This window comes from Flavobacterium sp. WC2416, from assembly GCF_041200095.1.
Taxonomy (GTDB): domain Bacteria; phylum Bacteroidota; class Bacteroidia; order Flavobacteriales; family Flavobacteriaceae; genus Flavobacterium.
In genome coordinates, this window is the sequence record NZ_CP165626.1 from 3,101,290 (window position 1) to 3,115,184 (window position 13,895).

General features: G+C 32.5%; 12 protein-coding genes. 3 read left to right on the plus strand and 9 right to left on the minus strand.

Translation table 11 applies throughout. The annotated features are described in order from the left end of the window. Positions 1-360: 360 nt before the first annotated feature. Both AB3G39_RS13040 and hemN read left to right on the plus strand, forming a co-directional pair. Entirely contained in the window at positions 361-2,367 is a 2,007-nt protein-coding gene (locus AB3G39_RS13040; protein ID WP_369765427.1) for a DUF349 domain-containing protein, read from the plus strand. A gap of 139 nt (positions 2,368-2,506) precedes the next feature. Next, the gene (gene hemN / locus AB3G39_RS13045; protein ID WP_369765428.1) at positions 2,507-3,871 is read left to right on the plus strand and encodes an oxygen-independent coproporphyrinogen III oxidase; all 1,365 of its coding nucleotides are present in this window, start codon (positions 2,507-2,509) and stop codon (positions 3,869-3,871) included. A gap of 130 nt (positions 3,872-4,001) precedes the next feature. Here hemN and AB3G39_RS13050 read toward each other — a convergent pair whose 3' ends face one another. From AB3G39_RS13050 to AB3G39_RS13090, 9 genes are all read right to left on the minus strand, one after another. Next, positions 4,002-4,238 (minus strand): YdcH family protein, encoded by a 237-nt coding sequence (locus AB3G39_RS13050; protein ID WP_369765429.1) that lies wholly within the window; start codon positions 4,236-4,238, stop codon positions 4,002-4,004. A 41-nt stretch (positions 4,239-4,279) separates the two neighbouring features. Beyond that, the gene (locus AB3G39_RS13055; RefSeq protein ID WP_369765430.1) at positions 4,280-4,981 is read right to left on the minus strand and encodes a sulfite exporter TauE/SafE family protein; all 702 of its coding nucleotides are present in this window, start codon (positions 4,979-4,981) and stop codon (positions 4,280-4,282) included. 84 nt (positions 4,982-5,065) lie between these two features. Beyond that, complete coding sequence (locus AB3G39_RS13060) at positions 5,066-5,515, minus strand: FixH family protein (RefSeq protein ID WP_367752102.1); 450 nt, start codon at positions 5,513-5,515, stop codon at positions 5,066-5,068. A 47-nt stretch (positions 5,516-5,562) separates the two neighbouring features. After that, positions 5,563-6,981 carry a cytochrome c oxidase accessory protein CcoG gene (ccoG, locus tag AB3G39_RS13065; RefSeq protein WP_367752100.1) on the minus strand — a complete coding sequence of 473 codons (1,419 nt, stop codon included), beginning with the start codon at positions 6,979-6,981 and terminating at the stop codon, positions 5,563-5,565. A 69-nt stretch (positions 6,982-7,050) separates the two neighbouring features. Then, positions 7,051-7,950 (minus strand): cbb3-type cytochrome c oxidase N-terminal domain-containing protein, encoded by a 900-nt coding sequence (locus tag AB3G39_RS13070; protein WP_367752098.1) that lies wholly within the window; start codon positions 7,948-7,950, stop codon positions 7,051-7,053. A 25-nt stretch (positions 7,951-7,975) separates the two neighbouring features. Continuing rightward, positions 7,976-8,146, minus strand: coding sequence for a CcoQ/FixQ family Cbb3-type cytochrome c oxidase assembly chaperone (locus AB3G39_RS13075; protein ID WP_367752096.1), 171 nt, complete (start codon positions 8,144-8,146; stop codon positions 7,976-7,978). An 83-nt stretch (positions 8,147-8,229) separates the two neighbouring features. Continuing rightward, positions 8,230-10,413, minus strand: a complete 2,184-nt coding sequence (gene ccoN / locus AB3G39_RS13080; protein WP_369753467.1) for a cytochrome-c oxidase, cbb3-type subunit I — start codon at positions 10,411-10,413, stop codon at positions 8,230-8,232. A gap of 2 nt (positions 10,414-10,415) precedes the next feature. Next, positions 10,416-10,607, minus strand: a complete 192-nt coding sequence (ccoS, locus tag AB3G39_RS13085) for a cbb3-type cytochrome oxidase assembly protein CcoS (RefSeq protein WP_367768600.1) — start codon at positions 10,605-10,607, stop codon at positions 10,416-10,418. A gap of 69 nt (positions 10,608-10,676) precedes the next feature. Next, positions 10,677-13,079 carry a heavy metal translocating P-type ATPase metal-binding domain-containing protein gene (locus AB3G39_RS13090; protein ID WP_369765432.1) on the minus strand — a complete coding sequence of 801 codons (2,403 nt, stop codon included), beginning with the start codon at positions 13,077-13,079 and terminating at the stop codon, positions 10,677-10,679. A 106-nt stretch (positions 13,080-13,185) separates the two neighbouring features. On the opposite strand from AB3G39_RS13090, the gene AB3G39_RS13095 reads away from it, so the two are divergent. Next, positions 13,186-13,866, plus strand: coding sequence for a Crp/Fnr family transcriptional regulator (locus tag AB3G39_RS13095; RefSeq protein ID WP_369753465.1), 681 nt, complete (start codon positions 13,186-13,188; stop codon positions 13,864-13,866). Positions 13,867-13,895 lie beyond the last annotated feature (29 nt).

Genomic DNA, 13,895 nt, shown 5'->3' on the forward strand with positions numbered 1-13,895 from the left:
TGCCGTAGATGAAAATCTTTAGTCCTGCTTCGGTGGGACTTTTTTTATTTTATAATTTGTACTTTTTTATGTTTCAATAAGTATTTGTTATTGTGGACTACATTTAATTATTTACAATCGCCCCAATTGTCTTTAAATCACTAAAATTTAAACCTATAAACAATGCCTAGCCCTGATAGTAGCGGCATCCTTTTATAGCTTTTTTTAAGCTATAAAAGATAGAGCGAATAGCAGGAAATTGCTACAAAAAAACCCTACATTTTAACCTAAAACGACTCTAAATTAGATAATTGTTTTGTATTTCAATACTGCTTTACTATCTTTCGTGTTCAATAAATAGAAACCTTACACATTGAACAAATGTTAGAAGAAAAGAATGATAACCTGCAAAATGCAGATGGAACGTTAACAACTGATTCTATTGAATCAACTCCAGAAACTACAGAGAACCTAGAAACTGTAGCGGAGGAGACAGTTGTACCTGCAGAAGAAAACACTGTTGAACCTGCAACCGAAAAAGTTTTGGTTACAGATACGGTAATTGAAAACGAAAATCAAAAAGCACTAAATTCAATAGACGATTCTAATGCTGAGGAAAGTGAAGATGAGACCTTGAAGGAGCGTCATCACATCCCGATGCAAGATTATGATACTTTGTCTATGGAGCAGCTTGTTGATGAGTTAGAAAACCTTGTTGGTACTGATAAAGTAATGTCAGTAAAGGATCATGTTGATGAAATCAAGAAAGCTTTTTTGGCAAAATTCAATCACTTCATAGAAGAGAAAAAAGAAGAATTCCAAGCAGAAAACCCTGATAGTACTGAAGATTTTCAATACCATTTTCCGTTGAAAGTGAAATTTGACCAATTTTACACGCAATATAAAAACAATAAAAATGTTCATTTCAAGAGTTTACAAACGAACTTGAAATCGAATTTAGAAAATAGATTAGCTATCGTTGAAGAATTAAAAGAGCTAATTAATCCGCAGGAAAACATCAAAGACACCTTAAAACATTTTAATGAATTAAGAGAGCGCTGGAAAAATGCAGGACCAATTCCAAAAGACAAATACAATCATGTATGGAATAATTATCATTTTCATGTAGAAAATTTCTATGATTATTTGCATCTTGACAGAGAGGCCAGAGACTTAGACTTCAAGCACAATCTGGAACAAAAGCAAAAAATTATTTTGCGTGTTGAGGAATTATTGCATGAAGAAGATGTGAATAAAGCTTTTAGAGAACTGCAGGATTTACATAGAATGTGGAAAGAGGACATAGGTCCTGTTTCTAAGGAAAATCGTGATGAAATTTGGAATCTGTTCAGTGATTTGACAAAAAAAATGCACGACAAACGTGAGGTTTTATTTGAGAAACTGAGAGGTACAGAAGTTGAAAATTTAGAAAAGAAAAAAGAAATTATTTCTAAAATTGAAGAATTAGCATCTGTGAAAGTAAATGCTCATTCTCAATGGCTTGGCCAAATTGAAAAAGTAGAAGCGTTAAGAACTGCTTTTTTCTCGGCTGGAAAAGTGCCTTCGGAAGTGAATGAAGAAACTTGGGCTGCGTTCAAAACAGCAGTTCGAAATTTCAACTCTTTTAAAAATTCTTTCTACAAAGATATTAAGAGAGACCAAACTGAAAATTTAAATAAAAAAAATGCACTTGTTGCTAAAGCAATTGAATTGCAAGACAGCACCGACTTTGCTGTGACTACTCCAATCATGAAGCGTATTCAGGATGAGTGGAAACAAATTGGGCATGTGCCAAGAAAATATTCGGACAAAGTATGGAAAGAATTTAAAGATGCCTGTAACCATTATTTTGACAAATTAAAAGAGCAAAAGAATGAGGAAAATGGTGAAGAGGTGGCTTCTTTTGATAATAAAAAAGCTTATCTAGAAACGTTGAGAGAATTCCAATTAACGGGAGATCACAAAACGGATTTGGATGCTATCAAATTACACATCGAAAATTGGAAAAACTTGGGTAAAGTTCCTTTTCCAAGAAGACATATTGAAGGAAAATTCAATAAAATCCTTGATGCGCTGTTTGATAAATTAAGTTTGAGTAAAAAAGATACTGATATGTTGCGTTTTGCTAACAGAATGGATCATTTATCAGAGAATAACGATACTCGTAAACTAGAAAACGAAAAGATTTTCATCATGCGTAAAATTGATGAAGTGCAAAATGAAATTTTCCAATTGGAAAACAATATTCAGTTTTTTACGAATACTAGAAATGCTAAAAAAGAAAATTCTATTGTTCTAGAAGTTCGAAAAAACATTGCTATCCATAAAGAAAGCTTAGATGTTTGGAAAGAAAAATTAAAACAACTAAGAAATATAAATCAAGAATAAAGCTTTTAATTTTTATCGTAATAAACCTCATCCTAGAAATAGCATGAGGTTTTTTTATTATAAAAAATGAAGCATGATAATTATCATTTTAAATTTTAATGTTTCCATGTACTTTTGATTTAAGATAAATTTCCTAGAAATGAAAAGTAAACTAATTCAAAAATATAATGTTCCCGGTCCTAGATATACTAGCTATCCCACCGTTCCGTATTGGAATGAAACCGATTTTTTATATGAGGATTGGATTGCAACTTTACAAAAATCATTTATAGAAAGTAATTCAAAAGAAGGAATTAGTTTATATATACATCTCCCCTTTTGTGAAAGTATGTGCACTTTTTGTGGATGTAATAAACGCATAACCAAAAACCATGAAGTAGAGCACCCTTACATTGAAGCATTGCTCAAGGAGTGGAAATTATATTGTGAAATTCTAGGGAAACAACCTATCGTAAAAGAGATTCATCTGGGTGGCGGAACACCAACTTTTTTCTCGACTAAAAACTTAGAAGATTTAATCAATGGGATTTTTTGTTATGCAAAGAAAGCTCCCGATTATGAATTCAGTTTTGAAGGACATCCTAACAATACAACATACCAACATTTACAAAAACTATATGATTTAGGTTTCAGAAGAGTAAGTTTTGGCGTTCAGGATTATTCTGAAAAAGTACAAAAAGCCATTCATAGAGAACAACCTTTTCACAATGTAGCCAAAGTCACTTTTTGGGCTAGAGAAATTGGATATACCTCAATTGGACATGATATCATTTTTGGTTTGCCTTTTCAAGAAATAGAAGATGTGATTGATACTATAGAAAAAACAAAATCCTTACAACCAGATCGATTGGCTTTTTACAGTTACGCCCATGTTCCCTGGATAAAAGGAAACGGGCAACGTGGTTTCAAGGACGAAGACATCCCAAAAGATCAAGAGAAAAGAATGCTATACCAAATAGGTAAAGAATTATTACTAGAAAATGGATATCATGAAATAGGAATGGATCATTTTGCTTTAAAAACGGACTCTTTATACGAAGCTTTTCAAAATGAGAAATTACATCGTAATTTCATGGGGTACAGCTCTTCTAAAACAAAATTAATGATTGGACTCGGTGTTTCATCCATAAGTGATAGTTGGTACAGTTTTGCTCAGAACGAAAAAAACTTGGAAGACTATTATCAAATATTAGAATGGAATAAATTACCCATTTACCGAGGTCATTTATTGACAGCCGAAGATTTAATTATTCGAAAACACATCTTGAATTTAATGTGCCAATTTGAAACTTCTTGGAAAAACAAAAGTGATTACTTTGAAGAAATTCCAGAAGTAGTAGCCCAATTGCAAGAAATGGAAAAAGATGGTTTGCTACTACTAAGCGCTAGTGGAATAAAAGTTACGGAATCGGGTAAAGCACATGTTCGCAATATATGTATGGCATTTGACTTACTATTAAAACGAAAAACACCTGATACAAAATTATTTTCAATGACTGTATAAAAAACTCGCCTTTGAGTTAAAATATAAACCGCAAATTCGCAAGTTGAAACACTTATATTGTGTTGATCATTTGCAAATTTGCAGTGATTTTTTCTAAAAAATATCGTAATTCAATTATTAGAAATGCAGTTTATTCATCCTTAGTTAAAATACTGTATAATTCATCTTTAATGAATAATAGCTTCGCTTTCAATTCATGGGCATGTTCATCAGTAACTACTTCAATATCCGTATTTACGCGATGAATTTCATGTTCTAATTCATGGTACTCGTCAAAGAGCTCTCTAAAATGATCATCTTCTACTTTTAGTTGATGTATTTTTTCCTCGTATTCAGGAAATTCGTGTATTAAATTGTGTCTTTCCATTGTGTTTAATTTTATAGAATATTTAAATGATGTTAAATCAATTAATGGCAATTTGGGGTAGCTTGAATAAACAAAGTCATATTAGATGGTGAGACATAAGGTATGCCTAACCCTAAACCTCTTAAAATAAATAGTAATGCAATAAGAACGGCAACATAAGGAACCACTTTCTGAATTTTATTTCGAAAAGAAATCGTAATAAAGGAATTCAAATATATCATACTACTCATCATGGGAACAGTTCCTAATCCAAATAAGAGCATGTATATAATTCCAAAACTGGCAGATTGCATAGCCATTGCTCCAAATAAAGCGACATACACCATGCCACAAGGCAAAAAACCATTTAGTAAACCTATTGTAAATAATGATTTGTAACTCTTGTTTTTAAATTGACTCCCTAACTGTTGTTTTACTTTTGAAATTATTTTGAAAATAGGCTTTGAAAAATTATAACGAGCCACCACTTTTTGAGGAATCAAGACAACAAGCAACATTAGCACTCCTATAAAGATAGATAATTTTTGTTGCATTCCAGCCATAAAAAAACCTTTTCCTACCAATCCAAAAAGTAATCCTATTGTCCCATAAGCCGTTAATCGACCTATATGATATGTCATTATTTGAGTGACTTTTTTCGCTGGATTATTTCTGTCTACAGGCAACATCATAGCAATAGGACCGCACATTCCTATGCAATGAAAGCTGCTGATCAATCCAAAAATAAAGGCTGTATAAAGCATAAATTTAGTCTAAAAGTCAAAGGTCGAAAGCCCGAAGAAATAAATCATTACCACTTCGCGTTTTACAACTTCAACATGTTGTTTCTAATCAATATAAATCACATCTTTGGTTAAATACGATTTTCCATCATATTGCCATTCCATATTAATGTCCCATCGACCGCCTACCAATTTTGATTTAGGTATGAGCAAAGTTGGATTAGATAATGAAATTGGAATTTCAAAATCTAATTTTTTGTTAGACGGTCTGTATAGGGACACATTCCCTTTTATCTTATTAGGAATAAATTCATTTGGAAAAACAATGGTAACTCCATCCCTAGTTTTGGTAATAATAGGCTTTTGAGTTAAATCTTGTGCATTCTGTACTCGAGTCATTTCCTCCCCAAAACGGGCATCGTGTTTGTAATATTCTTCAACAACCAATTCATTATCATATTTAGAATTAGTTTGTACTTTAATCACGAAGTATAATATAAAACTCATGAACAAAGCTATTGCTATGACGATTCCGGTTCCCCAATTTATTTTCATTTTTTCTATTATTTTTTTGAAGTAAACTCCTTCAATACATTATTATGCTAATCGAAACTTCGTGGGCTTAAAAAACTGGTTGTACTGGTTTCAATTTTTTTATTGCCCTCGTACACTTCTATTTTTAATTTTGTTTTATCACTCTCTAATGTATACTGATTGATTTCAACAAATAAAGTTCCTTCATTCATTCCTTGTTTTTTTACTTTGAAATGTTGTTTCCCCACTACATTCAAATTTCCTTTTATTCCTACCAATTTGAAATGAATATCATTAAAATCATTGTTGGTTTTATTGATAATTTTATAGGTAAATACATTACTTATATTATCTCCTTTATGTTGAAACAGTTGTCCTGGTAATCGCAAAATGGTTGCTTCTACTTCGGTTCGTAAAAATAATAATCCAATTAAAATACCAACTAAAATCAACAAAATAGCGGAATAGCCTTTCATTCTAGCAGTGAATTTAAAAGGCGCTTTTTTCTCTATTTCATCTTCAGATGCATATCGAATTAATCCTTTGGGTAAACCTACGCTATCCATGATTATATCACACTCATCAATACATGCGGTACAGTTCACACATTCCAATTGCGTTCCATTACGAATATCAATACCGGTAGGACAAACATTTACACATTGTTTACAATCAATGCAGTCTCCTTTTCCAGAAACAGTTCTATCTTCTTGCTTATTGAATTTGGCTCTACCCAATTCTTTTTCACCACGAACAAAATCGTAGGCAACATTAATTGATTTATTGTCTAATAATACCCCTTGAAGTCTACCATATGGACAAGCTATGATGCACACTTGTTCTCTAAACCATACAAAGATGAAGTAGAAAACCCCTGTGAAAATAGACAATGCAATTAGTGTACTGAAATGGGTCTCTGGTCCGTCTTCAATCATTTGAATCAATTCATCACTACCAATTAGGTACGCCAAAAACACATTTGCAATAGCAAAAGAAATGAGTAAAAATATAAACCACTTAATTCCTTTCTTTCTTATTTTCTCGCTATTCCATTCTTGTTTTTCTAATCGGATTTGGGCTCCACGATCTCCTTCTATCCAATATTCAATTCTTCTAAAAACCATTTCTAAGAAAATAGTTTGAGGGCAAATCCAGCCACAAAATATTCGTCCAAAAATTACCGTAAATAAGATTACAAATACGACTCCTACTATCATAAACAGCACAAAAAGATAAAAATCTTGTGGCCAAAACGGGAATCCAAAAATATTAAAACGACGTTCTAACACATTGAACATCATAAATTGGTTCCCATTAATCTTAATAAATGGGTTTGCAACTAAAATGATCAACAAAATATAACTCACCCATTTTCTATAGTCATAGAATTTTCCAGAAGGTTTTTTTGGAAAAATAAATTTCCTTTTTCCTTCAATATCAATGGTTCCAATTGTATCTCTAAAAGCTTCGTCTGGTAATTTTGACATTTTGTTTTAATTTATAATTCTAAGTTTTAAGCTATTTTACACTTTTAAAAACTTAGTAAATCAGTGTTTTTATTTTGCTGCAGGTGCTACAGCATCATCAACCCAAACTTCACCATCTGGTGCTTTTGGATCTTTTGGGTTACTTCCCTGTAATGACAATATATAACTAGTTACTTTTTGAATTTCTTTTGGTTTTAAAGTTCCTTTCCATGAAATCATTCCTTTACCATCACGACCCCCATTAGTTACAGTATGGAAAAGATTTTTAATTCCACCACCCAGAATCCAATGATCATCTGTTAGGTTAGGACCAATTTGTCCACCCGCATCCGCTCTATGACAAGCGGCGCAATTGGTTGTAAAAATGGTTTTTCCTATGGCTAAATCAGCTGGATCAGTCAGTAAGGTTACCGTTTTTTCATCCATTAAATCTGGAGCCGTTTTCATATATTCTGCCACATCTATTTTGGCTTGAGCCAATTCTTTCTTCAATTCCATTTCCTGATTATCGCCACCCATGATCTCAAAACGAACTAAATATATTGCTGCAAAAGCGATGCATCCGTAAAATAAATACACCCACCATGGTGGTAAATTATTATCTAATTCCCTGATTCCATCATAATCATGACTCAACAATAAATTAGCTTCATTTTCAATAGGCTCGGTTTTAGTCAGTTTTTGCATTAACTTTTTAAACCACTCGCTCTCTTTATAACTTATAGCACTAACTTCTTCTAATTTTGCTTTTTGTTCTTCTGTAAGCATTTGATACGTAATATTATCAATAGCACTTACGGTGATTTCAATCGCTATTAAAAGAAAGAGAAATACAAATAGAAATACCGAAACCATTGGATATTTTATAAATGCTGCACGATCGCCAGAATCTATAAAGTATTCCATAGCGCCAAACACGAGAAAGAAAATTACGGGTACTCTTACGTATGCTGGGATTAATTTTTTCATTTTATCTAATTTGAAATTATACTGATTAATTGTCGTTTAATGGAATTTGGCTCAATTCATTGATCTTCTCTTTTTTATAGGATGCAACCCATATACCAAGCCCCACAAAGAAGAAAAAGAAAATCAATAACGATAGTATCGGATAAATTGCAACACCTGCAATCGTTTCCATGTTGTGTTTTATTTGTTCGAACATTTTTTTATAGTTTTGAGTTTCAAAGTAGCACAGTTACAAATTTGTTTTTCAACACTTTATAACTATGCTACTTTGCTACTTTGTTACTTTTTATCTTTTACTTTTATATCTGTACCTAATCTTTGGATGTAAGCAATCAATGCTACAATCTCTCTCTGATGCATTGGCACAAATTTTTCTCCTTTTGCTTCGGCTTTTTTCTTGCTATTTTCATAACTTTTCACAAAGTCAGGATCAGCATGCAAATTGTCTTCAATTTTTTGAGATTGTACTTTGATTGCATTTTTAGCATTGGCAATTTCAGCATCTGTATAAGGAACCCCAAGTGTTTTCATCACTTGCATTTTCTTTTCAATGTCAGAAATATCTAAAGCGCTATTATCAAATAACCATTTGTACCCAGGCATTATAGATCCAGAAGATACACTTTGTGGACTCCACATGTGATTGAAATGCCAATTGTCGTTGTACTTACCACCTACTCTTAATAAATCCGGTCCTGTACGTTTTGAACCCCAAAGGAATGGGTGATCATATACAAATTCTCCCGCTTTTGATTGAGGTCCGTAACGTTCTACTTCAGAACGGAAAGGACGTACCATTTGAGAGTGACACCCTACACAGCCCTCACGGATATATAAATCGCGACCTTCTAATTCCAATGGCGAATATGGTTTTACACTGGCAATTGTTGGGATATTAGATTTTACCATAATTGTAGGTACAATTTGAATAACACCTCCAATTAAAATCGCTACAGTAGCCAGAATAGTTAACTGAATTGGTTTTCTTTCTAACCAAGGGTGAAATTTTTCACCTTTAGTTCTACCACTACTTATTTTTTGTAATTCTGGTGCTTCGGCTAATTCATCTTCAATTGCAGCATTAGCTCTTATAGTTTTAGTAATATTGTATACCAAGACAAACATTCCAATAATATATAATGTTCCTCCAGCAGCACGCATCCAATACATTGGCATAATTTGCGTTACCGTTTCAAGGAAATTACCATATGTTAATGTTCCATCAGGATTAAATTGTTTCCACATAGAAGCTTGTAAAAATCCAGCTACATACATAGGAAGCGTATAAAGTATAATCCCTAATGTTCCAATCCAAAAGTGGAAATTGGCTAGTTTAGCAGAGAATAAAGGTCCTTTTGACATTCTTGGAACCAACCAATAAATCATACCAAAAGCCATAAATCCATTCCATGCTAACGCTCCTACGTGAACATGTGCAATAATCCAATCTGTAAAATGCGCTATTGCATTTACATTTTTTAATGATAGCATCGGTCCTTCAAAAGTTGCCATACCATATCCAGTAATAGCTACTACGAAAAATTTCAAAACAGGATCTACACGCACTTTATCCCATGCTCCACGCAAAGTCAACAATCCATTAATCATACCTCCCCAAGAAGGTGCAATTAACATGATTGAGAAAACAACACCTAGATTCTGTGCCCAGTTAGGCAAAGCAGAATATAATAAATGGTGCGGTCCAGCCCAGATGTATAAAAATATTAATGACCAAAAGTGAACAATTGATAATCTATAAGAATATACCGGACGATTTGCCGCTTTAGGAACAAAATAATACATTAATCCTAAAAATGGTGTTGTCAAGAAAAAGGCAACCGCATTATGACCATACCACCATTGTACTAATGCATCTTGTACTCCTGCATAAACAGAGTAACTTTTCATTGCAGAAACAGGAATAGCCAAACTATTAAAAATATGCAATACTGCAACTGTCACAAAAGTCGCTAAGTAAAACCAAATGGCGACATATAAATGACGTTCTCTTCTTTTTAAAATCGTACCAATCATATTGATCCCAAAAACAACCCAAATTAATGCAATTGCAATATCAATAGGCCATTCTAGTTCAGCATATTCTTTAGAAGAAGTATATCCCATTGGTAAGGAAATAGCTGCCGCTACAATAATCAATTGCCAACCCCAGAAATTAAGGTTACTTAAAAAATCACTATACATCCTTGCTTTCAATAATCGTTGCAAAGAATAATATACTCCGGCAAACATGGCATTACCTACAAAGGCAAAAATAACGGCGTTGGTGTGTAAAGGTCTTAATCGACCAAAACTTAACCACGAAACCCCGTCAGTAAGGTTTGGGAATAAAAAAAATGTTGCTAATAAAAGTCCGACGGCCATTCCGACTACGCCAAAAACAATGGTAGCGTAAATAAACTTTTTTACAATTTTGTTGTCATAGTAAAACTGCTGCATTTCCATAATTAATTTTGTTTTTCTTCTGTTGTTTGTATTTGTTTTTGGGGTGTTTTTTTGATTTCATCGTCAAAAAGCATTCTGACAGATGGCGTATAATCGTCATCATATTGACCACTTTTTACCGCTACTATAAAAGCAATAAAAAAGCCAACCGCAACGAATATGCTAATGGAGATTAATAAATAAATGACACTCATACCTTAAATTTGTGTTAACAAAGTTAGCCTGCTCTCTTTTTATAAAATATGACATTTATCATACTTCGTTTATTTGTTAAAATTCTTATTAAAATATTTTAACTTTCTTGCATAATAATTACTCATAACGGTAACAAAACTGACAATTGTAATGGTACTTAAAGGCATAATAATTGCCGCAACAAGCGGTCGTAAATTCCCACTAATGGCAAATGATAACCCTACTACATTATAAAGCAGTGATAAAGCAAAACTCAACTTAATTGTGGTCATCGCTTTTTTAGAAAGTTTTAAAAAATAATGCAGTTTTTGAAATTCATTGGCTTCTAAAATAGCATCACACGCAGGTGAAAAAACATTTACATTTTCTGATATTGAAATACCTATATTACTTTGTGCCAATGCTCCTGCATCATTCAATCCATCCCCTACCATCATCACATTGCGACCTTGTTCTTGTAGTTTTTTGATAAACTCCAATTTTTGTTCTGGATTTTGATTAAAAATTAATTCGGTTCGTTGAGGTAAAATGGTCTCTAAGGCTCTTCTTTCACCATCATTATCTCCAGATAAGACTTTGATTTGATAATCATCATTTAATCCTTTAAAAAGGCTATCTAAACCTTCTCGATATTGATTATTGAAAATATATTTCCCATAATAAACGCCATCAATTCTAATATGAACAACGGTTCGTAACAAAGCATTGTCTTCCATTTTTCCAACAAATGAAGCAGAACCAATTTTAATTTGTCTCCCATCTATAGTGCCCTGAATCCCTTTCCCATTAATTTCTTCAAAATCAGCAATAGATACTTTTTGCATCTCAGGTAAATAATCATATAACATACGACTCAAAGGGTGATTAGAAGCTCGAAGTAAATTCTTGATCCCAAGTCTATCTTTATCAGAAATAGGATTACCCTGATAGGAAATACTTGATTTTTTATTGGTCGTTATAGTACCCGTTTTATCAAAAACAATGGTATCTACTTTTGCTAATTGTTCTATTACCAAAGCATTTTTCAGGTAAAATTTCTGTTTACCTAAAATTCGCAATACATTCCCCATTGTAAACGGTGCGGTTAAGGCTAAAGCACAAGGGCAAGCCACAATTAATATGGAAGTAAAAACATTGAAAGCTTTAATGGTATCGATGAAAATCCAATATCCAAACGAAACAAAAGCAATCAGGAGTAAAATTGGAGTAAAATAATGACTAATCGTATCCGTGATATTTTTGTGTTTTTGCTCTACCTTTTTTTGAAAAACATCATTGCTCCACAATTGAGTTAAATAACTTTGTGAAGTAGACTGTAAAACATCCATTTCAATCACTTTACCTATTTGTTTACCTCCTGCAAATATTTTATCACCAGAATTTTTAGTAATAGGTACAGCTTCTCCAGTTACAAAACTGTAATCAATAGAAGCGCTATCACTAATCAAAATTCCATCTACGGGAATTAACTCTTGATTTCTTATAAGTAGTCGGTCGCCTTTTATAATATCATAGACAGGTACACTTTCCTCTGTTGCATCAGGATTAATTCTAGTAATCGCTATTGGAAAATACGATTTAAAATCCCTTTCGAAACTCAAAAAACTGTATGTTTTAATTTGGAACATTTTACCTAAAAGCATAAAGAAAATCAACCCAGTCAAACTGTCAAAAAAACCGGACCCATAATCAAAAACAATATCTACGGTACTGCGAACGAACATTACTATAATCCCTAAAGCAATAGGAATATCAATATTCAACATTCTCGATTTGATGCTTTTATAAGCCGAAACATAATAACTACTAGCTGAATAAAAGAAAGCGGGTAACGAAAGAGCGAAGATTAACCATCTAAAAAAAGGACGGTACGCGTCCAACCAATATTCCCTTACTTCAAAATACTCTGGAAAGGATAACAACATAATATTTCCAAAACAAAAGAAAGCGACTCCCAATTTATAAGTTAAACTTCGATCCACACTATTACTTCCGGTTTCATAGTTTTCTAAACTAATATAGGGCTCATAGCCAATAGAACTCAATAAATAAGCAATTTCACTAAGCGAAACTTCTTCAGGATTATAGGTAATTCGGACTTTTTTTTCTGGAAAATTAACCTGAGAAGTACTTATTCCTTTTTGAAGACGCTGTAAATTTTCCAAAATCCAAATACACGAGCTACAATGAATATGAGGAATACTAAGTGAAACAATAGCGGTTGCAGTTTCTTGAAAATCCAATAATTTTGAAATGATATTTTCATTTTCTAAAAATTCATATTTACCTTTAATATCTAATGGTGTTGCTCCAGGGGATTTTTCAAAATCATAATAGCAAGTCAAATCATTGACACTAAAGATTTCGTACACCGTTTTACAACCGTTGCAACAAAACTCTTTATTGTCAAAAATAATTTCTTCTGCTCTTATAATATCTAACCCACAATGGAAACAGTTTTGTGTGTCCATAAATTTGCTCATTTTACCTGATGCAAAGCTCTTAAACGAATGTTAATTAAAATATGATATATGTCATATTAAAGCGTATTTTTACATAAAAACAAACTATTTCAAGATGAGTAAATGCGAACAATGTATCGTTAGGGAATTTAGCTCACTAAAAGCCCTCAACAAAGATGAATTAGTAAAACTTGCTGATTGTAAAACATCACGCATCATAAAAAAAGGGGAAGTCATTTTTGAAGAAGGAGAAAATGTAAATGGAATCTTTTGTATTAAAGATGGTGTTTGTAAGTTATCGAAGTTAAGCCCAAATGGCAAAGATCAAATAGTTAAACTTGTTTCAAAAGGAGAATTATTAGGTCAGAGATCATTAATAAGTGATGAACCTGTTAACTTAAGTGCGGTAGCACTAGAGGACATGGAAGTTTGTTTTATTCCTAAAACTGAAGTAATGGGCTTTTTTGATAAAAACAATCAGTTTTCAATGAATGTCATGAAAGTAATTTGTGGCGATCTTAAAGAAGCTGATGGACATATGGTTGATATGGCTCAAAAAACAGTAAAAGAAAGACTTGCAGAAACACTATTGTACTTACAAGCTACTTTTGGCATAAATGAAGATAGTAGCTTAAAAGTTCAGTTATCTAGAGAAGAGTTAGCCAGTATGATTGGTACTGCCACCGAAAGTTGTATACGATTACTTTCTGATTTCAAAAAATTGGGATTAATTGAATTAACTGGTAAAAAAATCACACTTATTGACATCAATAAATTGAAAAGAATAGCAGAATAATTATTTTGTCATAATACTTTCTTCGCTTC